At 41.5% G+C, this 24463-nt stretch carries 21 protein-coding genes; 15 read left to right on the top strand and 6 right to left on the bottom strand.

Annotation, left to right across the window (positions count from 1 at the left end; translation table 11 throughout):
- Positions 1–21 precede the first annotated feature (21 nt).
- Positions 22–1023 (bottom strand): PocR ligand-binding domain-containing protein, encoded by a 1002-nt coding sequence (locus FFM57_RS06565; protein WP_137599733.1) that lies wholly within the window; start codon positions 1021–1023, stop codon positions 22–24.
- Positions 1024–1525: 502 nt separating this feature from the next.
- Here FFM57_RS06565 and FFM57_RS06560 point away from each other — a divergent pair.
- Together FFM57_RS06560 and FFM57_RS06555 are read left to right on the top strand one after the other, a co-directional pair.
- Entirely contained in the window at positions 1526–2776 is a 1251-nt protein-coding gene (locus FFM57_RS06560; protein ID WP_137599732.1) for an IS110 family RNA-guided transposase, read from the top strand.
- 337 nt (positions 2777–3113) lie between these two features.
- Positions 3114–4280 carry an iron-containing alcohol dehydrogenase gene (locus tag FFM57_RS06555; RefSeq protein ID WP_137599731.1) on the top strand — a complete coding sequence of 389 codons (1167 nt, stop codon included), beginning with the start codon at positions 3114–3116 and terminating at the stop codon, positions 4278–4280.
- A 54-nt stretch (positions 4281–4334) separates the two neighbouring features.
- Here FFM57_RS06555 and FFM57_RS06550 read toward each other — a convergent pair whose 3' ends face one another.
- From FFM57_RS06550 to rplS, 3 genes are all read right to left on the bottom strand, one after another.
- Positions 4335–5195: an AraC family transcriptional regulator gene (locus FFM57_RS06550; RefSeq protein ID WP_137599730.1), complete on the bottom strand. Its 861-nt coding sequence runs from the start codon at positions 5193–5195 to the stop codon at positions 4335–4337.
- A gap of 132 nt (positions 5196–5327) precedes the next feature.
- Positions 5328–5660 carry an ArsR/SmtB family transcription factor gene (locus FFM57_RS06545; protein WP_137599729.1) on the bottom strand — a complete coding sequence of 111 codons (333 nt, stop codon included), beginning with the start codon at positions 5658–5660 and terminating at the stop codon, positions 5328–5330.
- Positions 5661–5795: 135 nt separating this feature from the next.
- Entirely contained in the window at positions 5796–6143 is a 348-nt protein-coding gene (gene rplS / locus FFM57_RS06540) for a 50S ribosomal protein L19 (RefSeq protein WP_137599728.1), read from the bottom strand.
- A 205-nt stretch (positions 6144–6348) separates the two neighbouring features.
- Between rplS and FFM57_RS06535 the strand changes: the two genes are divergently transcribed.
- The 3 genes from FFM57_RS06535 to FFM57_RS06525 are packed head-to-tail and all read left to right on the top strand — an operon-like array spanning position 6349 to position 8838.
- Positions 6349–7626 (top strand): MFS transporter, encoded by a 1278-nt coding sequence (locus tag FFM57_RS06535; RefSeq protein WP_137599727.1) that lies wholly within the window; start codon positions 6349–6351, stop codon positions 7624–7626.
- Positions 7627–7675: 49 nt separating this feature from the next.
- Positions 7676–8149 carry a free L-methionine (R)-S-oxide reductase MsrC gene (gene msrC, locus FFM57_RS06530; RefSeq protein WP_503825944.1) on the top strand — a complete coding sequence of 158 codons (474 nt, stop codon included), beginning with the start codon at positions 7676–7678 and terminating at the stop codon, positions 8147–8149.
- Positions 8150–8205: 56 nt separating this feature from the next.
- A complete protein-coding gene (locus FFM57_RS06525; protein ID WP_137599726.1) occupies positions 8206–8838 on the top strand; it encodes a YfbR-like 5'-deoxynucleotidase in 633 nt (210 codons plus the stop codon).
- A gap of 54 nt (positions 8839–8892) precedes the next feature.
- Here the strand turns inward: FFM57_RS06525 and FFM57_RS06520 are convergent, their stop codons facing one another.
- Positions 8893–10824, bottom strand: coding sequence for an ABC-F family ATP-binding cassette domain-containing protein (locus FFM57_RS06520; RefSeq protein ID WP_137599725.1), 1932 nt, complete (start codon positions 10822–10824; stop codon positions 8893–8895).
- A 171-nt stretch (positions 10825–10995) separates the two neighbouring features.
- On the opposite strand from FFM57_RS06520, the gene FFM57_RS06515 reads away from it, so the two are divergent.
- A complete protein-coding gene (locus FFM57_RS06515) occupies positions 10996–11628 on the top strand; it encodes a redox-sensing transcriptional repressor Rex (protein WP_137599724.1) in 633 nt (210 codons plus the stop codon).
- 55 nt (positions 11629–11683) lie between these two features.
- Here the strand turns inward: FFM57_RS06515 and FFM57_RS06510 are convergent, their stop codons facing one another.
- Positions 11684–12355, bottom strand: a complete 672-nt coding sequence (locus FFM57_RS06510; protein ID WP_170999918.1) for a CPBP family intramembrane glutamic endopeptidase — start codon at positions 12353–12355, stop codon at positions 11684–11686.
- A gap of 187 nt (positions 12356–12542) precedes the next feature.
- Between FFM57_RS06510 and groES the strand changes: the two genes are divergently transcribed.
- The 9 genes from groES to FFM57_RS06465 all read left to right on the top strand — a co-directional run bounded on the left by groES (position 12543) and on the right by FFM57_RS06465 (position 24334).
- A complete protein-coding gene (groES, locus tag FFM57_RS06505) occupies positions 12543–12827 on the top strand; it encodes a co-chaperone GroES (RefSeq protein ID WP_137599722.1) in 285 nt (94 codons plus the stop codon).
- Between the two features lie 30 nt (positions 12828–12857).
- A complete protein-coding gene (gene groL, locus FFM57_RS06500; protein ID WP_137599721.1) occupies positions 12858–14483 on the top strand; it encodes a chaperonin GroEL in 1626 nt (541 codons plus the stop codon).
- 171 nt (positions 14484–14654) lie between these two features.
- Positions 14655–15326, top strand: a complete 672-nt coding sequence (locus tag FFM57_RS06495; protein WP_137599720.1) for a 2,3-bisphosphoglycerate-dependent phosphoglycerate mutase — start codon at positions 14655–14657, stop codon at positions 15324–15326.
- A gap of 122 nt (positions 15327–15448) precedes the next feature.
- Entirely contained in the window at positions 15449–16402 is a 954-nt protein-coding gene (locus FFM57_RS06490; RefSeq protein WP_137599719.1) for a glycosyltransferase family 2 protein, read from the top strand.
- Positions 16386–17855 (top strand): nicotinate phosphoribosyltransferase, encoded by a 1470-nt coding sequence (locus FFM57_RS06485; protein WP_137599718.1) that lies wholly within the window; start codon positions 16386–16388, stop codon positions 17853–17855. Before FFM57_RS06490 ends, FFM57_RS06485 begins: the two co-directional genes overlap by 17 nt.
- Position 17856: 1 nt before the next feature.
- Positions 17857–18678, top strand: a complete 822-nt coding sequence (gene nadE, locus FFM57_RS06480) for an NAD(+) synthase (RefSeq protein ID WP_137599717.1) — start codon at positions 17857–17859, stop codon at positions 18676–18678.
- Between the two features lie 127 nt (positions 18679–18805).
- Positions 18806–20653, top strand: coding sequence for an LTA synthase family protein (locus FFM57_RS06475; protein WP_137599752.1), 1848 nt, complete (start codon positions 18806–18808; stop codon positions 20651–20653).
- Between the two features lie 63 nt (positions 20654–20716).
- Entirely contained in the window at positions 20717–21394 is a 678-nt protein-coding gene (locus FFM57_RS06470; RefSeq protein ID WP_137599751.1) for a PP-loop family protein, read from the top strand.
- Between the two features lie 306 nt (positions 21395–21700).
- Positions 21701–24334, top strand: coding sequence for a cation-translocating P-type ATPase (locus FFM57_RS06465; protein WP_371851247.1), 2634 nt, complete (start codon positions 21701–21703; stop codon positions 24332–24334).
- Positions 24335–24463: the final 129 nt, after the last annotated feature.

The raw sequence follows: 24463 nt of genomic DNA, 5'->3' as shown, positions 1-24463 counted from the left end.
AAATAATCACGTCGTAAGAACTTACTCTTGCGGCGTGATTATTTTTTTGTTTGGATTGTCCGTTTGTAGTTGGCGCCACTTTAAAGGCGTAGTTTTGGTTATTTTTTTGAAAGAGCGGATGAAATAACTCGGTTCAAGAAAGCCCAAGGCATCACTGATTTCATTGATGGATAAAGTTGTCGTTTGTAAAAGTTCTTGCGCCCAATCAATTTTTAGCTGAGTATAGACTTGACTGAAGGGCTCACCGAATTCTTTTCGTAAAAGGCGACTCAAGTAATTGGGACTAAGGTTCACCAAGGGCGCCAAAGTTTGCAGGCTAAGATGTTGCTCTTTATTAGCAAAAATAGCATCAATCACCGGTTGTAACAATTTATTTTTAGCTGTGTAAGTTGGGTTGCTTTGTGTCAATTGTTGGGAAAGTAAAGGGGTTGTAGGAGCTAGAGTCGCGTGTTTCGTGAAATGGAGAGCTTGTTCATAAGCTGTAACGTAATAATCTTTTTTGATGGCTTCACTAACGATGTACTCACTTAATTCCTGTAACAAAGCCGCAGTTTGCTTGAGGTCAGCTAAAGGAATGCGGGGATAAGCGTCTAATAATCCTTGATGCTCAATTTTAAAAGCCGTAACAGCCGGGACATCAGGCAAGCTTAACACTTGCTCCAGTTCATGCTGTCCTTGCGTCAACATGATTTCCCCAGCCATAATCGCTCCGACGTAACGCCTTTCAATCGTAATGGGAATGGCCATATCAATAATGTCAAAGTGACAGCGGTAAATAAAAGGCTGATAAGAACGCGCCGCTTCTAAGCCACCACGAACATCACATTTCTCACAATACTTCCCCAGCTTTGGATGGGTCCGGGCTAAGTGACAAAAAGGCTTCACTTGGCTATGAGGTGTAACGGGAACTCCGCGATAATCAACTAACAAAAGCGCAAGGTGAGTGGTCGCCGCAATGGTCTCTTGCAGTTTTTCCCATTTTGTTAAATCTAGCACAGTATCTAAAGCAAAGTCCTTTTCCATCGCTACACCTCCTCGTAAAATATATTTTGTAAGCATCAAATTGATGCACTTTAACTTGTTCATTGAAAATTGAATAAATAACTAATCTAAAAGATTTTATTACTTTAATTCCCCTAGTGACCGGGCGTAGCCCGATAAGCAAGGAGCGAAGTGACGCGCAGCTGGTGATTATTGAACCAGCGAAGGTACTTGGAACTCATTTCGATATTGTGTGGTTTCTGAGATACAATAGTCGGTGGAATGGATCCACATGGGATTGTGCTTTGACCTCCTGTAGTATGTCTACGTTTTGAAGCCTGCAACCCAGACCGTTGATATCACTGCCAACACACTATCTGTTTCGACTCTCTTAGGGCTTTTCTCTAGTAGAAGGATTGAAATGCGGCTCCCTACGAAAGTCAAAGTATTCTTGTAGACGAGGTTGTGGTTACGCAGCGTGTATCTTGGGAAGCCCACAGTATCGAAGTATTTTCCAAAATTCATGAAAGGAGGTCCTTCCATTATGAAATTATTTGTAGGGATAGATGTTAGTTCTGAAAAATTGGACACTTGCTTTCTCACGGATGACTTAGTCGTCCTGTTAGAGACAATGTATACCAATGACACAATTGGTGCCTTAGACTTGAAAGAGGAACTTCTTTCACTTCATAAAGAACATCACTTTGACCAAATCGTGATTGGCATGGAATCGACATCCATGTACAGTTTTCATCCAGCCATGTATTTTCAGTTTGATGATGACTTACAAGGCATTGGTGCCATTACCACGATTGAAGATCCTCATCGTATCAAGCAATACACAAAAATGTTTGATACAGATAAAACGGACACAATTGACGCTTTTATGATTGCCGACTACCTACGCATCCAACGCTTTACTAATTCTCCCATTCGAGAAGAGAAGTATATGGCGCTTCAGCGCCTAACGCGCGCCCGTTATCAAATGGTTCAACAGCTAGTGACAACGAAGCAACACTTCATCGAAAATCTTTCTTATAAATGTAACACCTTAAGAAAAGAGCTTCGTGATGCCGAACTGTCAACTTCGGTCTTTAGTGCTACTCTACTGTCCTTGATGACTGAGGAAATGACGCTAGATACGATGGCCGAGATGCCTTTAGAAGATTTCGCTGCTTTCTTGCAAAAGAAGGGACATGGGCGTTTCTCAGACCCTGAAAAATTAGGTAAAACCATTAAGAAAGCTATTCGTAGCTCTTATCGGCTTGGCCAAGTAATGGCAGATTCAATTGATGTCGTTCTTGGCATCGTCGCTCGAGAGATACGCGGCTTAGAAAAAGCCATTAAAGACTATGACCAAGCTATTATTGATCTTGTACAGGCGATTCCCGAGTACAAGTGTCTCACCAGCATTCCAGGCATCGGACCAGTTTATGCCGCAGGCATGCTTGCTGAAATTGGTCAAATCGAACGATTTGATGACCAAACAAAACTAGCGAAATACGCTGGTTTAGCTTGGAAGAGGTCCCAATCTGGAAACAGAGAATCTGAACAAACACCTTTATCTAAAAAAGGTAATCGGTACTTCCGATACTACTTAGTTGAAGCCGCCAACTCGGTAAAAAAGGAATTGCCCGAATACAAAGACTTTTACAAAAAGAAATATGCGGAAACACCAAAACATCAACACAAACGAGCCATCGTCTTAACTGCAAGAAAATTAGTGCGCTTGGTGGATACGCTACTACGTAATCGCCAACTCTACACGCCACCAAGGAGCGTGACAGAGAAATAACAAAACTGTTATTGCGCATGCTTTGGAAATCAGCCTATGAAAGTGTTGCATTTGCATAGGCTTAGTTTAGTGCACCCACTTTCTTAAGAACAGTGGAAAAAGTTATTGATTTTTATCTTGACTTATTACCACTATGCTTTTGGCCTGAGTATAACGCTTTTCCTCCATCTTGACAAATAGTCCTATTTTGCTAGAAAGTCCTGTTTAAATCAACGAAAAATAGCCGTTTAAGTGTCATGCTTTTTTTAAAAGAAAAAGGTATGCTTCTGCTGTAGTCGTAATTGTCGCAAAGTAAGTGCAGTATCGCACTTGTCAAAGTATAAGAAGGATGGTTGCAATGAAAAATAATTTTGATTTTATGATGCCTAGCGTTAATTTTTTTGGCCCAGGTGTAATTGAAAAAATCGGCGAACGTGCTGAAATGTTAAAGATGAAAAAAGTTTTATTAGTTACCGATAAATTTTTGCGGAATTTAGAAAATGGTCCTGTGAAACAAACCGAAGCTAGTCTGCAAGCAAGTGGCGTGAACTATGTCTTTTTTGATGGCGTAGAACCTAATCCTAAAATTCGCAATGTCATGGAAGGGGCAGCAATTTACCGGGAAAATCAATGTGATTCCATTATTACGATTGGTGGGGGCTCTTCCCACGATTGCGGGAAGGGGATTGGTATTGTTTTAACTAACGGCGAAGATGTCACGAAACTCGCGGGGATTGAAACTTTAGAAAATCCATTGCCCCCATTGATGGCCGTTAATACTACTGCCGGGACTGCTTCTGAAATTACTCGTCACGCTGTTTTAACTAACGAAGAAACGTATTTGAAATTTGTGGTGGTTTCTTGGCGTAATGTGCCTTTAGTTTCCTTTAATGATCCATTGTTAATGTTAGATGTTCCCATGAAACTAACTGCGGCTACCGGGATGGACGCTTTGTGTCATTGTGTGGAATCCTACGTTTCTGAAAATCGTAATCCCATTACTGACGCCCAAGCTGAAAAAGGAATTAAATTAATTGGTCAATATTTACGGCGGGCGGTTGCTAACGGTCATGATTTAGAAGCTCGGACCAATATGGCCTATGCCTCATTACTGGCTGGGATGGCTTTTAACAATGCTGACCTTGGCTATGTCCACGCGATGGCTCATCAATTGGGGGGCCAATACGATGCTCCTCATGGCGTTTGCTGTGCCGTCTTAATGCCAACGGTTGAACGTTGGAACATGATTGCTAGTCCAGAACGTTTTGCCGACATTGCAGTTTTCTTAGGGGAAAATATTGAAGGCCTGGGAAAAATGGCAGCGGCGGAAAAAGGAATCGCTGCTTTAGAAAGAATTTCTGAAGATGTGGGTATTCCGGCTAACATTAAATCCATTGGCGCAGACCCTCAAGATTTTCAATTGATGGCCGCTAATGCTTTAAAAGACGGCAATGCTTTTTCTAATCCGCGTAAAGGAACGCAAGCCGACATTGTTGCCTTATTTGAACAAGCTTACAACGCTTAATTAAGATAGAAAATAGCAGGAAGAGTTACGTCTTAGGGCAACTCTTCCTGCTATTTATTTTTCTTTAACCGCTAACCAAATTTCGCTGTATGTGCTTTCGGGATTTTCACTGAAGCGCGTAAAAGAAATTTCTGGTGCGGCTACTAATTCATAGTTAGCAGTGGGTAACCATTCACTGTAAATTTTGCCCCAAGTTTCTTGTAACGTCACTGGGAAAGGTCCTGTACTAGGAAAGATGGCCCACGTATGACTAGGAACTTGATAGCTAGTCAAATCAGGATAAGGATTATCTTGGCTTGTAGCAAAGCCAATTAAGTGCGTGAGTTGGCCGCCACCAGTCAAGCGCTCCTCAGTAAAATCGTAAGAAGCATTTAACACTTGATGGGGATAGAGATCGTCTAACGTGTGGAGTTCGTCTCGTTGTTTAGGTGTAATACTTTGGGCCAGCTCACTAATTGCAGGATTGACGCCATTAAATTGTAAGGGGACGCGTTTCGTGACACCCACTAACGTAAAGGCTGGTTTTTCTTGAATTTTAAATTCCATCGTTGTACCCCCGTGTACTGTTAAATAAAATGTTAAAGGGGGAAAGGCAAGTTGTTGTTGCGTTTTAATAATCTCTGAAGGTTTTTGCCCTGTGAAAGTATGAAAAGCACGAGAAAAACCTTCCACTGATTGATAGCCATACTTAAAAGCAACAGTGGTGACACTCACGCCTTTCAGTAGTTCTTTTTGCGCTTTAGCTAAACGACGGCGTTTAATATACTCACTTAAAGATAGACCAGCGATAAAACGAAAGGTCCGCTTCAAATGATATTCAGAAAAACCAATCTCTTTGGCTAAGCGAGCAGGAGAGAGGTCAGCTAATAAATGCTCCTCAATATAAGCCATTAAATGATTTAACTCCGACAACATTTTTCTTCCTCCTTTACAGCATTAGCTTACAACTCGTAGAATTTTTTCACTTGATGTTTTAGCGACCACTTTTATCGTTTAGCATATCATTTAGAAAAAAAGCCGCCAACAAAAAAATGTTGACGGTAGTTTTTATTTTGTTTCGGTGTCCATCGCGGCCATCACGTGTTCCAAGAGGGTTTTCATTTCAACAATTTTTGACGTTTCATGGGTTAGGTAATAATAATTTTTGGTGCCTTCACGCTGATAATCAACGAGTTTAGCATCTCGTAAAATTTTCAAGTGGTGGGAAATGGCGGGACGAGACAATTGGGTAGCTTCCGTTAATTCGTTGACACGTAGTCCTTTACATGAACCATTTTCCAATAAGCGAATAATGATGGCTTGTCGTTTTTCATCGCCTAAAGCAATGAGAAAATCGCTGGCGGCAGCAAATTCTTTTTTTAGTTGGGTAAAATCAGCCATGCTAATCTCCTTTTACTGTGTATTTACCATTATTAAAACATTAAGTCGTAAACTCGTCAAACAGTGTCCTGTGCTTTTAAAGAAAAGAAAAAACCCTCGCCAAGCGAGGGTTTTCGTTTCATCAGATAATATGAATTAACGACGAATTTCTTTGATCCGAGCTGCTTTACCGTGTAAGGCACGTAAGTAGTACAATTTAGCACGACGAACTTTACCGTAACGAACAACTTCGATTTTGGCAACACGTGGTGTGTGTAATGGGAAAGTACGTTCAACCCCAACACCGTTAGAAATTTTACGAACTGTATAAGTTTCGCTAATGCCAGCGCCGCGGCGTTTGATAACTACACCTTCAAACAACTGGATACGTTCCCGTGTACCTTCGACAACTTTTGCGTGAACTTTTACGGTGTCACCAGGACGGAAAGCTGGGATGTCAGTCCGCAATTGTTCTTTTGTCAATTCTTCGATTAATGGATTCATTCTTTTCTCTCCTATTCTCCAACATTCAATAAAGTTCCACTCCAGCGGAATGTTGTAATCGTGTGAGCACTACACTCACCGAACTATTATAGCATAGCTAATTTTACCTGTAAAGAGATTTTCTTGACAAAGTTTTTTTATGGCAAGAGCATTCCTGCTTGTCTCGTGTGTAATCCTTTTGTACACTAGAAAAAGGAGGAGATCTATGAAAACAACAGTCGAGGTACCGCCCAATTGGCGGCGAAATTTTAATATTTTTCTCAGTGGTCAATTTTTATCAGGCATTACCAGTATGATTGTGCAGTATTCTATTATTTGGTATTTAACACGCTTAACAGGGTCGGCCACGATTCTAAGTATGGCCACACTTTTGGGAATGATTCCCCAAGTCGTCTTGAGTCCTTTTGTGGGGCCCTTAATTGATCGTGTCAATAAGAAAAAATTATTAATTGTCACCGATCTGGTGGTGGCATGTTGTGCATTAATTTTAGCTATTGTCGGGACACTAGCCGCTTCTTTTCCTTTATGGCTCGTCTTTATTTCACTTTTTGTCCGTTCCGTAGCCCAGACCTTTCAAATGCCCACGATTCAAGCCAGCGTCTCTACCATGGTCCCAGAAGATGAACTGACCCGCGTCAATGGGCAACTGGGGATGGTCAATTCGGCAAACTTTGTCATTGCTCCTGCTTTAGGCGCATTTTTATTTGCCTTAATGCCCATGAATCTCTTAATTTTGTTAGATGTCTTGGGGGCTGTCTTGGGTGTGAGTCTAATGCTTTTAGTCAAAATCCCCCGCGTCTTATCAGAAGGTGAAAAAATTCATTTGTTGCGGGATACTAAATTTGGCTTAGCGCAGTTGCAAGGGAAAAAAGGCTTGTGGTACATCACGCTCATTGGTGCGCTTTTTACGTTAATTTTTATGCCGGCGGCGAGCTTGTATCCTTTAATGACCATGAGTTACTTTGGTGGTACCGTGGGACAAGCTGGTTTAATTGAAGTTGTTTACGCGGTGGGTATGTTAGCGGGGGGGACGGTCATTGGTTTGTTTGGCAATTGGCGTGACCGAATGAAACCTATTTTACTAGCGTACTTGGTGATTGGCGTTACTATTGCTTTAAGTGGTTTTTTGACCCCCAACGCGACTGGCTTTCACTACTTTATTTTGTTGAACGCCTTGGCTGGTATTGCAACGCCTTTTTTTAATACCTTATTGATGGCGATGATTCAGCAAAGTTATCCCCCAAATCATTTAGGTCGGGTCTTAGGGGTATTAAATTCTTTAATGAGCATCACTGGTCCTGTTGGCTTAATTTTTGCCGGTCCTTTAGCTGATCAAATTGGTGTGGAAAAAATTTTTATTTTGGCGGGTTGCGGCACACTTTTTTGTGGTTTATTAACATGGCTTTTACCGGTGACCCGTAAATATGATCAGGAATTACAAGCAGAAAAAGTGCAGAAAGAAATTTCTGAGGGGAATGACTAGCCAAGCGCCCTTTTTTTCGCTATAATTTCTCCCAATAGGAGGGATTCAAGTGGCAACAACAAGTGAAAAAGAAGCCGGCTACCAATTATTATTATTGCAATTAGCGGGACTTTTAGAGATGGAACAACATCCCATTGCTAGTTTAGGGAATGCATCGGCGGCACTTCGCGATTTATTACCGGCGACAATTTTTAGTGGTTTTTATTTATACGAAAACGGCGAATTAATTTTAGGACCTTTTCAAGGAAGCGTTTCTTGCACCCGCATTGCTTTAGGTAAAGGCGTTTGTGGTGAGGCAGCAGCTAAAAATGAAACGCTAATCGTAGATGATGTCACCCAACATGCCAATTACATTGCCTGTGATTCCCGCGCGCGTTCAGAAATTGTCGTTCCCATGTATCGCGGTGAACAATTACTCGGCGTGTTGGATTTAGATGCCGGGGTTACGAATAGTTATGATGAAATAGATAAAAAATATTTAAACCAAGTAGCGGAACTACTCGTAGCTAAGCTTGCTTGGTAAAAGAGAAGGGCAAACCTTCTCTTTTTTTAAAAAAAATTTTTCAGGAGGCGGAAACCATGGGCTTAAACGAATTTATTAAAGGAACCAACAACCTAGAAAAAATTAATCGCGCGCCAGGCTTTTTCAAATTTACGGAACACACGGTTGCGGCCCATTCTTTTCGGGTAGCCACCATTGCGCAAGTGCTGGGGGATTTAGAAGAACTTGCCGGGCATAAAGTGGACTGGAAAATTTTATATGAAAAAGCGCTGAATCACGACTACACAGAGCGTTTCATTGGCGACATTAAAACGCCGGTGAAATACGCTAACCAACAGCTGCGGGACATGTTACAGACAGTGGAAACTAAAATGACCGAAACTTTTATCCAAGAAGAAATTCCTTTGCCATTACAAGCGATTTATCGGCGGCGCTTAAGTGATGGGAAAGACGAAACCTTGGAAGGAAAATTACTGGCAGTGGCAGATAAAGTCGATTTACTTTATGAGTCGTTTGAAGAAATCACTAAAAATAATCCGGAAAAAGTTTTTGCAGAGATGTTTATTGAATCAGTGACGACGATTCAAAAGTATCATGAGTTACCTAGCGTGACGTATTTTTTCGCCGAAATTTTTCCAGAGTTGCTGGCCGCGGATTTTTACGGCAAAGAAGATTTTCGCAAACGGGTAGCAAAAGCACTAGAATCATAAAAAAGAACAGCACCTTGGCGGCTAACTTGTTCCGTCAAGGTGCTGTTCTTTTCATTATTCTGCTTCAACTTCTTCTAATGCTAGGCTAGTGCTCTCCCATAATTCTAAAAGTTCTAATTGGCGCGTTTCTAGTTCTTCCATCGTTGCCGTCAAGCTTAAAAGTTGCGTGTGGTCTTGGGCGACAGCAGGCTGACTCATTTCTTCTTTGACTTGAGTTAGCTCTGTTTCTAGCACAGCTAAGTCTGCTTCAATTTTTTCAATTTGTCGGGTGAGACTGCGGACTTTCTTTTGTTGCTCTTTATCCAATTGAAAATTCTTTTTAGGGAGTGTTGTCGTTGTGATCGTTGCTGCTGCTTGTAAAGCGGCAATTTCTTTTTCTTCTTGTTTTTTCTCTAAGTAATAGTCGTAATCTCCCAGATACACTTTGCTGCCATCCGGGGAAAGTTCTACAACTTTTGAGGCGATACGGTTAATGAAATAGCGGTCATGAGAAACAAAGAGCAAGGTGCCTTCATAATCAATCAAGGCATTTTCTAAAACTTCTTTACTATCAATGTCTAAGTGGTTCGTAGGTTCATCTAAGATTAAAAAGTTTTCTGCTTGCATTGCTAGTTTGGCTAAAGCTAGCCGTGCTTTTTCACCACCCGATAACAAACTTACGGGCTTTTGCACATCGTCGCCAGAAAAAAGAAAACTACCTAAAACGCTACGAATATCTTTTTCCGGGGTGGTAGGATGTTCATCCCATAACTCAGCTAACACGGTTTTTTGACTATTCAGCTGGGCTTGTTCTTGATCGTAATACCCAATTTCGACGTTGCTACCAATTTTCACACTACCAGCTAATAAAGGATGCTCGGTGGTAATCCCTTTGAGGAGCGTAGACTTACCTATTCCGTTGGGTCCCACTAAAGCAATGGCTTCCTGGCGCCGAATATCCAAGTTGATGGGAGCGGCAATAATTTGCCCATCGTAACCAATGGCCCCGTCTTCCACTTGGCAGACAACGTTACCAGAAACGACTTTTGTTTGAAATAAAAAATTAGCCGATTTTTCTTTACCATTGGGACGATCCAAGCGGTCCATTTTATCTAGCGCTTTTTGCCGACTTTGGGCGCGCTTTGTCGTTGAGGCTCGCACCATGTTACGGGCGACAAAATCTTCCAACTTAGCGATTTCTGTTTGTTGTTTCTCGTAGGCTTTCCAATCACTAGCTAAGCGTTGCGCTTTTAAATCTAAGTATTTGGAATAGTTTCCTTTGTAGCGCGTAATTTTCTGGCGAGACAACTCGTAAACTTCAGTAGCTAACTTGTCTAAGAAGTAGCGGTCGTGAGAAACAATCAAAAGGGCTCCTTGGTAGCCTTGCAAATAGCCTTCTAACCAGGTCAAGGTATCAATGTCTAGATGGTTAGTGGGTTCATCAAGGACTAAGAGTTCTGGCTTTAATAAGAGTAGCCGGCTTAAAGCGAGGCGGGTTTTTTGACCACCGGATAAGTCCGAAATTTTTTGGTGATAAAAATGCTCATCAAAGGCAAAGCCGTGGAGTACTGATCGAATTTCGGCCTCATAGCCATAACCATTTTGCTCCTTAAAGTCGTGTTGCAGCTGATCATACTCTTTCAACAAAGCTTGGTACTCATCCGGATTTTCTTTGGGGCGAGCCATCAAGTGTTCTAATTGATGAATTCGTTCTTCCATTTTTTGTAACGGTTCAAAGATTGCTAACATTTCTTCATAGACAGTACCATTGCTGTTTAAACCTGTATTTTGTGCTAAGTAACCAATCGTTAGTCCTTTTTTTTGAATAATTTCCCCAGCATCGGGTGTTTCAATTTTGGTAATCATTTTTAAAAGCGTACTTTTGCCGACGCCGTTGCGACCGACTAAAGCGATGCGCGCTTTTTCATCAATGTCCAGTTGGATGTTTTCAAATAAGACGTCTGCACCGAAATAACGGGCGACGTTTGCTGCTTGTAAAATAATCATGGGAATCCTCCTTGAAGTATTCTCTAGTAGTCTACCATATTGTTCTTAAAAAAGAAGAAAATAATTACTGAAAAAAATCACAAGTTGAAGCGAAAAGCTTGCAACAAGCCTAGGGATACTGTTATCATTGAGGGCGTAACGATTGTGAAAAATGATTAAGGAGGCGGGAAGTTGAAAAACGAGATCATTCCCAAAGCCACAGCGAAACGGTTACCCTTATATTATAGATATTTGAAAGTTTTACAAAATGCCGGTAAAGAAAAAGTTTCATCCACTGAACTTTCAGAAGCCGTGCAAGTAGACAGTGCCACGATTCGTCGCGACTTTTCTTACTTTGGTGAGTTAGGCAAACGGGGCTACGGCTACGATGTGGAAAGTTTAATTGAATTTTTTGCCAAGACCTTAAGTGAAGATGAGCTGACCAATGTCGCCTTAATTGGGGTGGGGAACTTAGGGAGCGCTCTTTTGAAATATCGCTTCCATCGCAGCAATTCCATTCGGGTCTCTTGTGCGTTTGATGTGCGGGAAGATTTAGTAGGACGCATTGTCGATGGTATTCCCGTTTATCCTATGGAAGACATGGTGGAGCAAATTAAAATTCAGCAAATTGAAATTGCAATTTTAACTGTTCCCTCTGAAAATGCGCAAACCGTAACGGATAGTTTGGTTAGAGCCGGTGTGAAAGGGATTATGAACTTTACGCCAGTCCGCTTAGTTACGCCAAAAGATGTGCAAGTGCAAAACGTTGACTTAACCAACGAGTTGCAAACCTTGATTTACTTTTTACACCATTATGTGAATTAAAGAGCAACGACCAACTGTTGACAAATTGTCGTCAGTTGGTCGTTTTTTATCTTTATCACGTTAAGTAAGGCAGTAACAAAAGCTGCATGAGAATGACAAAAGTATTCATACCACAATGGGCGATGATGGAGGTAGTAATTTTTCCCGTCGACCGATACAAAAGAGATAACGTTAAACCCATGGCAAAGTAAACGAGAAAGTGACCATCTTGATGGGCTAGAAAAAATAAAAAAGAAGATAAAATTGTTGCGGGCCAAAAACCGAAGTAGTTGCCAAACAATCCTAAAAGGGTCCGCCGGAAAAAAAGTTCTTCCATGATGGGGCCAACGATACTCACCACAATGGTAAATAATAAATTACTTTTGATAATCGCCATAATTTGATCAGTATTGGCAGATGAAGGAGCCTGCCCAGTGATGGACATTTCGATAACATTGGCCACACCTTGAACACAAATGACAATGGCAATCCCGATTAAGCCTTCGACAATGGCTTTTCTATTGGAACTGTTCACCGCTTTTTCTTCAACCTTTAATGGCGTCTTTAATCGTGGAATAAACCCCAGCATCAAGCCAGCACCTAGGCAATAAGCTACCAAAATCAGCGGTATTTGCCAGCTGTAGGCGATACCAAAAAATTCATGCAAAAGCGTCAGCAGTAAGGCAGGACCAAAAAGCGCCAAACCGTACGTTAAAGTATTAAAAAAAGCATATTTTGTTAGGGACATAAGCATCCTCCGTTCTTGTTAGCAGTATACCATAAATTTTTAAAAGGGAGAATTAGCAGTCGCAAGATTTGTCTGCTAAAAATCCATTCAAAATTCTTGCATTCTCTTTAAAACATGTTATTATAAATATTGTCAGTTAGCACTTAACGATTAAGAGTGCTAGAAAAACTTTGATGGAGGGATTCATGTGTTAAGACCATTAGGAGATCGTGTCATTATTGAAGTGGCACAAGAAGAAGAAAAAACAATTGGCGGAATCGTTTTAGCTTCAGCCGCTAAGGAAAAACCACAAACGGGTAAAGTTGTTGCCGTTGGTGCCGGTTTAACGAAAGAAAATGGTGAAAAAGCTCCACTTTCCGTAAAAGTTGGCGATAGCGTGATGTTTGAAAAATTTGCCGGTACGGAAGTGAAGTATGAAGGCCAAGAATTTTTAATCCTTCATGAAAAAGATATCATCGCGATTGTGGAATAATTTTTAAAAAACTTATGAGGTGAAAAAATTATGTCAAAAGAAATTAAATTTGCAGAAGACGCTCGTGCCGCAATGTTGCGCGGGGTCGATACCTTAGCGAATACCGTTAAAGTAACCTTAGGACCTAAAGGCCGTAACGTGGTCTTAGAGAAATCCTATGGTTCGCCTTTAATTACCAATGATGGGGTAACGATTGCTAAAGAAATTGAATTAGAAGATCATTTTGAAAATATGGGAGCTAAACTGGTTTCCGAAGTAGCTTCTAAAACCAACGATGTTGCCGGTGACGGGACCACGACAGCGACGCTTTTAACCCAAGCTATTGTCCGGGAAGGATTGAAAAACGTTACTGCCGGGGCTAATCCTTTAGGCATTCGTCGGGGGATTGAATTAGCTACGAAAACTGCTGTTGAAGAATTGCACAAAATTTCGACAGTCGTGGATTCTAAAGAAGCAATCGCTCAAGTAGGTGCTGTTTCTTCTGGTTCTGAAGCTATTGGGAATTACATTGCCGATGCCATGGAAAAAGTTGGAAACGACGGTGTCATTACGATTGAAGAATCCAAAGGTTTGGAAACAGAATTAGAAGTGGTGGAAGGGATGCAATTTGATCGCGGCTACCTTTCTCAATACATGGTAACGGATAACGAAAAGATGGAAGCTGTTTTAGAAAAACCTTACATCTTGATTACGGATAAAAAGATTTCTAACATCCAAGATATCTTGCCATTGTTGGAACAAATTTTACAACAAAGTCGTTCTTTATTGATTATCGCTGATGATGTTGATGGGGAAGCTTTGACGACTTTAGTATTAAATAAATTACGGGGAACTTTCAACGTTGTGGCCGTTAAAGCACCAGGCTTTGGCGATCGTCGTAAAGCCATGTTAGAAGATATCGCTATTTTAACTGGCGGGACAGTAATTACTGAAGACCTCGGCTTAGAATTAAAAGAAACGACCCTTGAACAATTAGGGACTACCGCTAAAGTTGTTGTGGATAAAGATAATACGACAATCGTGGAAGGTGCTGGCGGCAAAGAGGCGATTGCCAACCGCGTTAGCTTAATCAAAAAACAAATTGCAGATACAACTTCTGATTTTGATCGGGAAAAATTACAAGAACGATTGGCTAAATTAGCTGGCGGGGTTGCGGTAATTAAAGTCGGTGCACCAACCGAAACTGAATTAAAAGAAATGAAATTGCGTATTGAAGATGCCTTAAACGCTACTCGTGCCGGAGTTGAAGAAGGTATGGTTGCCGGTGGGGGAACTGCTTTAGTCAACGTGATTGATAAAGTTGCCGCCCTTGACGTTGAAGGTGACGAAGCAACCGGCGTGAAAATCGTCGTCCGTGCTTTAGAAGAACCTGTTCGTCAAATTGCTGAAAATGCTGGTTACGAAGGTTCCGTCATCATTGACAAATTAAAACGTGCTGAATTAGGCACCGGTTTTAATGCCGCTAATGGTGAATGGGTGGACATGATTGCCGCTGGTATCGTGGACCCAACGAAAGTGACACGTTCTGCTTTACAAAATGCCGCTAGTGTTGCTGCTTTACTCTTAACGACAGAAGCCGTCGTAGCCAATAAACCAGAACCAGCTGCCCCAGCAGCACCTGCTCCAAGTATGGACCCAGGCATGGGCATGATGTAAAATTAACCTTTACGGCTCCGTTTAACGACGGAGTCTTTTTTTATAAATTAGTTAACTGTCATGACATTAAAGAAAATGGACGGCGATTGGCGTTCTTTTATTAAAAAATTTGTAGTATACTAATTTTGTTTAAGTCTGAACAAAGATGAAAAGAAATGAAGGTGCGAGCCAGTGAAACTAATTTTAATGCGCCACGGTGAAAGTGAAGCCAACATGAAAAACTATTGGACCGGTTGGCTGGACATGCCTTTAACCGCCAAAGGAAAGCAGCAAGCTTATGCGGCAGGAAAATTAATGAAGGAGCGCCAGTTAAGTGTCGATTTTTGCGGGACGTCTTTTTTGACCCGCACCATTCAAACCGCCAATCGGGTGCTAAGTGCCCTGGATCAATTGGCGATACCTGTAGAACATACTTGGCGTTTAAATGAACGACATTATGGCGCCCTCGTGGGTGTAAATAAAGAGGAAATGGTGGCTCGCTACGGGAATGAACAGGTGCAAGCGTGGCGTCGCGGTTATCGGGTGGCCTTACCGAAAGGCAGCAACGATTATTTAGATCGCCGCTACCAATTTTTAGACGCTAAAGACTTGCCGCAAGCTGAAAGTTTAGCAGATTGTGCTGCGCGGGTCTTACCTTATTATCATGATGTCGTAGTGCCGCACTTATTAGCTGGTGAAAATGTCCTCTTAGTCGCGCATGGCAATAGTTTGCGGGGTTTAATTAAATATTTGGAAGATTTGCCTGATGAAGAAGTAAAAAATATTATGGTGCCAAATGCGACACCAGTTGTTTACGAATTGGCGCCTGACTTACAAATTTTAGGGAAAGAAATTTTAAAATAAAGTTAGAGAAAAAATTTTTTTAATAGAAATTATTGAAAATATCTGAAAATCATTCAGTTTTTTTTGCAAAGTAGCGGGAATTTGCTAAAATAGAGCATAAGAAAACTTGAGGAGGAACCTTGATGGAATTGAGTATCGTGGTGCCCTGTTACAATGAAGAAGAGGCACTACCGTATTTTATGGAAGCTCTCACCAAAATCGAAGCGTCACTCCCGTTAACTGTCGCCTATTATTTTGTGGACGATGGCTCCACGGATGGCACCTTAACCGTCTTAAGAAAATTAGCAGCGACGAATCCGCGTTGTCACTTTCAATCTTTTTCCCGCAATTTTGGTAAAGAAGCGGGTCTTTTAGCGGGCCTGACGCAAGCGCAAGGGGATTACGTGGTAGTGATGGATGCTGATTTGCAAGATCCGCCAGAAATGCTCGCAGAAATGTTGCGCTTGATTCAAGAGGAACACTTTGATGTGGTGGGGACGCGGCGCATGGACCGTAAAGGTGAACCTATCTTACGCAGTTTATTTTCCCGGATGTTTTATTACTTAATGAGTAAGATTTCTAAAACCCCCATGCTTTCTGGGGTGCGCGATTATCGCATGATGACGCGGCAAGTAGTAGATAGTATTTTATCTTTACAAGAATATAATCGTTTCTCAAAAGGCATCTTTTCTTGGGTCGGGTATCGCACAACTTACTTGCCTTATGAAAATCGCGAACGGATCGCGGGGAAAACTTCGTGGAGTTTTTGGAGTTTGTTTAGCTACTCTTTAGAAGCTATTGTGAATTTTTCGGATTTTCCTTTGACGATTGCTTCTTTTACCGGCATAATCTCTTGTTTGTTAGCGGCAATTTTTATGATTGTTATTGTGGTACGGACTTTGATTTTCGGTGATCCTACTAGCGGCTGGCCATCACTAGCCACCATTGTTCTTTTTGTTGGCGGTTTACAATTATTTGCTTTGGGGATTGTCGGTAAATATATTGGCAAAATCTTTTTAGAAACCAAAGATCGACCCCACTACATTATTAAAGAATCTGATGAAAAAAAGGAGCAGACTGATGAATTATCCAGATGATAGCTTAACTTTACACACGGATTTATACCAAATTAACATGATGCAAACTTATTGGGAACTAGGTCGCGAAAATTTACATGCGGTTTTTGAATGTTACTTCAGAGATTTACCTTTTCAAAATGGGTATGCAATTTTTGCCGGTTTAGAACGTTTAGTTAATTATTTTGACAACCTTAAATTTTCGGAGTCAGACTTAGCTTATCTTAAAAGTTTGGATTATCCAGCCGACTTTTTAACGTACTTAAAAAATTTTAAATTTGCCTGTACGATTCGCTCAGCCGTGGAAGGTGATTTAGTCTTTAATGGTGAACCGATTGTCCAAGTAGAAGGTCCTTTGGCGCAGTGTCAGTTGGTGGAGACGGCTTTACTTAACATCGTCAATTACCAAACCTTAATTGCCACTAAAGCTTCCCGCATCAAATCCGTAGTTGGGGACGATCCTTTGTTGGAGTTTGGTTCTCGTCGTGCCCAAGAGATGGATGCGGCCATTTGGGGGACGCGTGCGGCCTTTATTGGCGGTGCTGATGCGACTAGTAACGTGCGGGCCGGTAAAATTTTTGGCATTCCTGCTTCTGGGACCCATGCCCATTCTTTAGTGCAATCTTACGGTAACGACTACGAAGCTTTTATGGCCTATGCTAAGACACACAAAGATTGTGTTTTCTTAGTGGATACTTATGACACCTTAAAATCTGGTGTGCCTTCTGCGATTCGCGTGGCTAAAGAACTAGGGGCTGAAATTAATTTCTTAGGGGTGCGTATTGATAGCGGCGACATGGCTTATATTTCTAAAAAAGTACGGGCGCAACTAGATGAAGCGGGCTTTATTAACGCCAAGATTTACGCTTCTAATGATTTAGATGAAAATACGATTCTATCTTTAAAAATGCAAAAAGCTAAAATTGATGTTTGGGGTGTCGGCACTAAATTAATTACGGCCTATGACCAACCAGCATTAGGGGCGGTCTACAAACTAGTTGCTATTGAAGGGGCAGATGGGCAGTTAGTGGATACCATCAAACTTTCCAGTAACGCTGAAAAAGTATCGACGCCAGGTAAAAAACAAGTTTGGCGCATCACTAGAAAAGATGGCGGTAAATCTGAAGGGGATTACATTACTTTGTTAGACGAAGATCCTCGCTTAGAAGAAGAGCTTTATATGTTCCATCCCGTGCATACTTTCATCAATAAGCGCGTGCGGAATTTTGAAGCGCGACCTTTGTTACAAGATATTTATTTGGCAGGTAAGCGCGTTTATGAATTACCAACGCTACCAGCGATTAAAGAGTACGCCAAAGAGAATCTCGATTCTTTGTGGGATGAATACAAACGTGACTTGAATCCGCAAAAATATCCAGTAGACTTGTCGGCGGATCTGTGGAACCACAAGATGAAATTAATTGAAACAGTACGGCAAGGTGTTGCCAATCTGACTTTGAAAGGAGACGCTTAGGATGAGACCCTTACAAAAAGAAATTATCGAGGAATTAGGCGTCCAACCAACAATTGATGCGGCAGTAGAAATTCGCCGCAGTGTAGACTTTTTAAAAGCTTACGTGAAAAAAAATAAATTTTTAAAAAGTTTCGTCTTAGGGATTAGTGGCGGTCAAGATTCTAGTTTAGCAGGACGCTTAGCGCAAATCGCCGCCACTGAACTACAAAAAGAAGGCTGTGACTTTAAATTCATCGCCATCCGTTTGCCTTATGGCGTACAAAAGGATGAAGGAGATGCCCAAAAAGCCTTAGACTTTATTCAACCTGATGAAAGTTTAACGTTAGATATTCGCCCTAGTGTCGATGCAGCAGCGACTATTTTAAAAGAGAGCGGGGTTGTGCTCTCTGATTTTAATAAAGGCAATATTAAAGCGCGGCAACGGATGATTATGCAATACGCGGTAGCGGGAGCTAATAGTGGGGCCGTGATTGGGACCGACCACGCTGCTGAAAATGTCACCGGCTTTTATACAAAATTTGGCGATGGCGGTGCTGACTTGTTGCCGCTATTTCGTTTAAACAAACGACAAGGGAAAGCTTTATTAAAAGAACTGGGAGCCCCAGCTGCGCTTTATGAAAAAGTTCCTACAGCGGATTTAGAAGATGATAAACCTTTAATTGCTGACGAAGTAGCGCTAGGGGTAACCTACCAAGAAATTGATGACTACTTGGAAGGTCAGAGCATCGCGGAAAATGCTGCCAAAAAAATCGAAAATTGGTACTTAAAGACCCAACATAAACGACATTTGCCCATTACCGTCTTTGATGATTTTTGGCAATAAAAATTTCATCAGATAAATAAGGAAAATATCCGCTGGTCTTTAGGCTATTTTCCTTATTTGTTTTTTAGGGAAACTGTTGGTAAATTTCCCAGCACAAGGAGTCCTGGACTTGCAAAAAATAAAAAAAATGTTTATTCGTAAAAAGAAAGTCCAACTGACTAAAGGCAAAAGTATTGTCTTGGGTTTACTGTTAGTTGTCTGCGTTTATCTTTCTGATTTGTATTTACAGTACATGCAAAATGATCGCTCGCTAGATTTGGCATTGAAGTTTGCCTTATCGTGGCACACAGAAAAATTTTTATTAGGGACGGGCGTCTTATTGATGCTTGCTCTTTTTATCATCAGTATCCTAGGTTCTTATTGGGGAGGCTTGAGTCTTTATCTCGTCAGTGTCTTTTTACTAGGCATTGCCACCTATTTAAAAATGAAATACCGGATGGAACCAGTTTACCCCGATGATTTGAAAATGGTAACCCAGTGGAGTCTCCTAAAAGATATGGGGGGTACACCACTTTTTGTTTTAGGTGCTCTTTTAATTGTCTTAGCAGTCTTTTTTGCCCTTTGGCGTTTTATTTTAAGTTTTCAGCTAGGACAAAAAATCCAAATTTTGCGTTTTGCTGGCTTGTTATTAAGCGGCTTTGCTTTATTTTATGCCGGCAACTTTAATCAAAGCGGTAATCTTTTGAAAAAAGCCTACGACCGCAGTGCGTTATGGATTCCTTATTCGCAAAAGATGAACTATTACAACGTTGGCTTTGTGGGTGGTTTTTTGTTTAACTTGAATGTGCCCGCCATGGACCAGCCGGCGGATTATTCAAAAGAAACCATGACGGACATTGTGGCGGATTACCAAAAAAAAGCGGCCAGCTACAATGATACCCTCACTAGTGGTGAAGATACGCCGAATATCGTCTTTGTCATGTCAGAAAGCTTTTCCGATGGGACGCGCTTAAAGGGGTTTACGATTGATGGCGATCCTTTAACGCCATATCGGGAAGTCGCTCAACAAACGTATTCGGGTCAGATGTTGTCCCCAGGCTATGGGGGTGGCACGGCTAATATTGAATTTGAAGCCTTGACGAGTTTTGGGATGGAGCTTTTTAATCCACAATTAACCACCCCTTATACGCAATTGCTGACGAATTTTAAAAGTTTTCCCAGCATTGTTTCGCTACTAGCTGAACGCGGCTACGAGACGACCGCAATTCATCCGTACAATACCTCCATGTATAAACGGCAAGATGTCTACAACGTTTTAGGTTTTGATCAATTTATCTCCCAAGAGACGATTGACTATGACGATACCTTAGAAAATAATCCATATATTTCGGATGCGTCAGCTTATCAACAAGTCTTAGACCAATTGGACAGTACGACACCGCAATTTATCCACTTAGTTACCATGCAAACTCATATGCCTTATAGTGGTAAATATGACACCTTAGATTTTGCGACGACGCCGGCTAATACTTCCATGGAAAATTATTATCAAGATGTGCATTATGCCGCAATTGCTTTACAGAACTTTTTAGCCCAACTGGAGACCAGTGATCAGCGAACCCTCGTGGTTTTTTGGGGCGACCATTTGCCGAGTATTTATAGCGATGCTATTCAAGCTGCTAATGAGACAGCTAACTTGCACCTCACGGAATTTCTCTTTTTCGATAGCCAAGGGCAGTTAGTGGACAGTGACGATCACAACGTCACCACCAGTCCTTTTTACTTTGCTAGTGAGCTGATGCAACAAGCAGGTCTCAAAGAAACAGGTTTTTACGCTTTTCTACAAGCTTTGCAGGAAAAAATGCCAGCCTTTGAAAGCAATATGTATTACACGGGAACGACGTTTGCTAGTGAATATCCTTTTGATGCAGACGCTGAAAAACTTTATGAAACCTACAAATTAATTCAGTATGATACGGTCAGTGGCAAACAATATGCCACGGCGCTGGACTTTTTTAAAGATGGAAAGGAGTAAACTTTGAGTAAAGAAAATCAACGCTATTACAATCCCATTAGACGCGCGATTTTAAATTATCAAATGATTGCTCCTGGCGAAAAAGTAGCGATTGGCTTGAGTGGTGGCAAAGATTCTACCAGTTTATTGTCTTGGTTAGATACGATAAAAAAGCAAGAGCGCTTAGGGTACACGTTTGAAATCGTACCCATTTGTTTAGATATGGGTTTAGGAATGGACTTAACGCCTCTCAAAGATTTTTGCCAAAAGTTAGGCTATGCGTTAGAAGTAGTTCCCACGAATATTGCCGAAGTAATTTTTGACATCCGACAAGAATCTTCCCCGTGTTCACTATGTGCTAAATTGCGGCGGGGGATTTTATATCGCCGCGCTAAAGAGCTAGGGTGTAGCAAGGTGGCGCTAGGACATCATTTAGATGACGCCATTGAGACTTACTTTATGAATTTTTTGTTTCACGGGCGCTTGGCCTCCTTTGAACCGAAAAGTTATTTAGCAAAGACGGATATCACTTTGATTCGGCCGTTAATTTATTTGGAAGAACAAACGGTGTGCCAATTTGTGGCTGCTGAAAATATTCCAGTGATTTTTAATCCTTGCCCCGTAGATAAAAAAACAAAACGCGAAGAAGTCAAACACTTCGTTAGTCAAATTGCGGCAACTTACCCAGACGTGCGACAAAAATTTATCGCTGGCATGGAGCGGGGAGAATTGACTAATTTTTGGCTGAACCCAGCTGGTTAATAACGAAAAGAAGCAAAACTGAAAAAGTTTTGTTTCTTTTTTAGTAAAAAGATTGTTTCTGATAAAATGTTTCTGTATAATAAACGTGTAAGAATTTTTTTCATAGGGGAGTAACTGGCAGCAACGCTGCGACAACATCATCATCGTGGAAACCTTTCCTGGTGTTGTCTTAATCGGTGAGACTTATGTATTGTCAACAATGACGTACACAAGTCGCTTTTTTTTTACTTGTGGAGTCAGAAAAAAACTAGGAGGGCTATCATGTCTGAGGAAAAGAAGCAACAAGTTCATGACACCTTTTATACGATGTCAACACAAGACGTCCTAAAAGCTGTGTCCACATCTAAGGAAGGATTAAAGGAAACCGAAGCTACACAACGTTTAGCCGATTACGGTAAAAATGCGTTAGACGAAGGCAAGAAAAAAACGCTTTTGGCGAAATTTTTTGACCAATTTAAAGATTTTATGATTTTAGTTTTATTAGTCGCGGCAGTGATTAGTGCGGTTGTCGGTCACGAAATAACCGATGCAATTATTATTTTGTTAGTAGTAATTGTTAACGCTGTTTTTGGGGTAATTCAGGAAGCTAAAGCAGAACAAGCGATTGAAGCCTTAAAAGAAATGGCCTCACCGAATGCCCGCGTGCGACGTGATGGTCACATTGTTACGGTAAAAAGTGATGAGTTAGTCCCAGGAGACATCGTCTTATTGGAAGCTGGCGATGTAGTACCTGCTGATTTACGTTTAGTTGAAGCAGCTAGCTTAAAGATTGAAGAAGCGGCTTTAACTGGGGAATCTGTCCCGGTTGAAAAAGAATTAATTGTCTTAGAAGATCAAGAAACCGGAATTGGTGATCGCATCAACATGGCTTACATGACGTCTAACGTGACGTACGGTCGTGGTGTCGGAGTTGTTGTTGGAACCGGAATGGCGACTGAAGTTGGGAAAATTGCTGGCATGTTAGCGCAAGCTGATGAAACCCAAACGCCTTTAAAAGCTAACTTAAACCAATTAGGTAAATTTTTAACGTGGGTCATTTTAATTATTGCGGCAGTCATGTTTGCAGTAGGGGTCTTTCAAGGGCGTGACGCCATTGAAATGCTTTTAACGGCGATTTCTTTAGCGGTAGCCGCAATTCCAGAAGGGTTGCCGGCTATTGTTACCATCATCTTAGCTTTGGGGACGCAAAAAATGGCCAAGAGAAACGCTATCGTCCGCAAGTTACCAGCCGTGGAAACATTAGGTTCAACAGATATTATTTGTTCGGATAAAACTGGTACCTTAACCTTAAACCAAATGACGGTGGAAGGTTTATACACTAACGATCAATTAGTTCCTGCAAATGAAAGTGTCTCTGAAGAGAATATGGCTTTAAAAGTTATGACTTTTGCTAATGATACCAAACTAGCACAAGATGGAAGTTTAATCGGTGACCCAACAGAAACGGCCATGATTCAATACGCCATGGATCACGATTATCCCTTACAAGATAAATTAACAGCTGAACCACGGATTGCTGAAGTGCCTTTTGATTCTGATCGGAAGTTAATGTCGACGATTCATCGTTTGGCAGATGGTCGCTTCTTGGTTGCTACTAAGGGCGCCCCTGATGTTTTGATTGCTCGCTGTAATGAAATTGATTTAAACGGCGAAGTAGTTCCCTTGACCGCTAGCAAACGACAAGAAATTTTAACCAGCAATACGCAAATGGCTAAACAAGCTTGGCGCGTGTTGGCGATGGCTTATCGTATCGCCGATCAACAGCCAACGGAAATGACTTCTGAAGCTATCGAAAAAGATTTAATCTTTGCCGGCCTTGTAGGGATGATTGACCCTGAGCGGAAAGAAGCCGCCGAAGCAGTACGCGTGGCTAAAGATGCCGGCATTCGCCCCATCATGATTACTGGGGACCACCGGGATACCGCTGAAGCCATTGCCGGACGCTTAGGCATTATTAAACCAGGCGATGATAGCGCAGTGTTAACTGGTGCCCAATTAAATGAATTAAGTGATGAAGAATTTGCTCAAAAAGTTACCCACTATTCCGTTTACGCACGGGTTTCACCAGAACACAAAGTGCGGATTGTCAAAGCATGGCAAAAAGCTGGTAAAGTGGTGGCCATGACCGGGGACGGCGTGAATGATGCACCAGCGCTTAAAGCTGCTGATATTGGAATTGGTATGGGGATTACTGGGACGGAAGTTTCTAAAGGCGCTTCTGATATGGTCTTAGCCGATGATAACTTCTCGACAATTGTCGTAGCGGTGGAAGAAGGCCGTAAAGTTTTCTCCAACATTCAAAAAACGATTCAATATTTATTGTCAGCCAACCTCGGCGAAGTTTTAACTTTATTTATCGCGACGATGCTTGCTTGGGACACGTTACTACCGGTTCACTTATTGTGGATTAACTTAGTAACCGATACTTTCCCAGCCATTGCTTTAGGCTTGGAGCCAGCGGAAAAAGACGTGATGAAACACGCGCCACGCGGTCGTGAATCCAACTTCTTCTCTGGTGGGGTAATGTCTAGTGTGGTTTATCAAGGGATCTTACAAGGAGCCTTAGCTTTATTCATCTATAAAATGGCCCTCTTATTCCCAGCACCAGGGCATACTGGAGAATTGATGCACGCCGACGCGTTAACCATGACCTTTGCAACCTTGGGCTTGATTCAGTTATTCCATGCTTTCAACGTAAAATCAATCCATCAATCCATCTTTAAAGTGGGACTTTTCAAAAATAAAACCTTTAACTGGGCAATTTTAGCTTCTGCTGTTCTTTTAGCCGTAACTATTGTTGTTCCTGGGTTTAATAGTTTATTTAGAGTTGCCCATCTGGATACCTATCAATGGTTGAAAGTTTTCGCAACGGCCTTTGCCATCATTCCAATTGTAGAAATTGTTAAATTTGTGCAACGGAAGATGGGGCATACGAACTAACTAGAATAAAAGTAGAGCTTAGGACACGATTGGGTTATAATAGTGTCCTAAGAGTCAAGTCCATAATCCTGTGTAAAAGTTTTGATACAATGCTGACTCTGAAATAGATGGTGAGCTTGTAATAGTTGG

Source organism: Enterococcus nangangensis (assembly GCF_005405245.1).
GTDB lineage: Bacteria > Bacillota > Bacilli > Lactobacillales > Enterococcaceae > Enterococcus_J > Enterococcus_J nangangensis.
This window is presented reverse-complemented; position numbering and strand designations above follow the sequence as displayed.

Coding starts and splice junctions, on each gene's coding strand:
- FFM57_RS06565 (WP_137599733.1), bottom strand. CDS start 1,023: ATGGAAAAGGACTTTGCTTTAGATACTGTGCTAGATTTAACAAAATGG.
- FFM57_RS06560 (WP_137599732.1), top strand. CDS start 1,526: ATGAAATTATTTGTAGGGATAGATGTTAGTTCTGAAAAATTGGACACT.
- FFM57_RS06555 (WP_137599731.1), top strand. CDS start 3,114: ATGAAAAATAATTTTGATTTTATGATGCCTAGCGTTAATTTTTTTGGC.
- FFM57_RS06550 (WP_137599730.1), bottom strand. CDS start 5,195: ATGTTGTCGGAGTTAAATCATTTAATGGCTTATATTGAGGAGCATTTA.
- FFM57_RS06545 (WP_137599729.1), bottom strand. CDS start 5,660: ATGGCTGATTTTACCCAACTAAAAAAAGAATTTGCTGCCGCCAGCGAT.
- rplS (WP_137599728.1), bottom strand. CDS start 6,143: ATGAATCCATTAATCGAAGAATTGACAAAAGAACAATTGCGGACTGAC.
- FFM57_RS06535 (WP_137599727.1), top strand. CDS start 6,349: ATGAAAACAACAGTCGAGGTACCGCCCAATTGGCGGCGAAATTTTAAT.
- FFM57_RS06525 (WP_137599726.1), top strand. CDS start 8,206: ATGGGCTTAAACGAATTTATTAAAGGAACCAACAACCTAGAAAAAATT.
- FFM57_RS06520 (WP_137599725.1), bottom strand. CDS start 10,824: ATGATTATTTTACAAGCAGCAAACGTCGCCCGTTATTTCGGTGCAGAC.
- FFM57_RS06510 (WP_170999918.1), bottom strand. CDS start 12,355: ATGTCCCTAACAAAATATGCTTTTTTTAATACTTTAACGTACGGTTTG.
- groL (WP_137599721.1), top strand. CDS start 12,858: ATGTCAAAAGAAATTAAATTTGCAGAAGACGCTCGTGCCGCAATGTTG.
- FFM57_RS06490 (WP_137599719.1), top strand. CDS start 15,449: ATGGAATTGAGTATCGTGGTGCCCTGTTACAATGAAGAAGAGGCACTA.
- FFM57_RS06485 (WP_137599718.1), top strand. CDS start 16,386: ATGAATTATCCAGATGATAGCTTAACTTTACACACGGATTTATACCAA.
- nadE (WP_137599717.1), top strand. CDS start 17,857: ATGAGACCCTTACAAAAAGAAATTATCGAGGAATTAGGCGTCCAACCA.
- FFM57_RS06475 (WP_137599752.1), top strand. CDS start 18,806: ATGTTTATTCGTAAAAAGAAAGTCCAACTGACTAAAGGCAAAAGTATT.
- FFM57_RS06470 (WP_137599751.1), top strand. CDS start 20,717: ATGATTGCTCCTGGCGAAAAAGTAGCGATTGGCTTGAGTGGTGGCAAA.
- FFM57_RS06465 (WP_371851247.1), top strand. CDS start 21,701: ATGTCAACACAAGACGTCCTAAAAGCTGTGTCCACATCTAAGGAAGGA.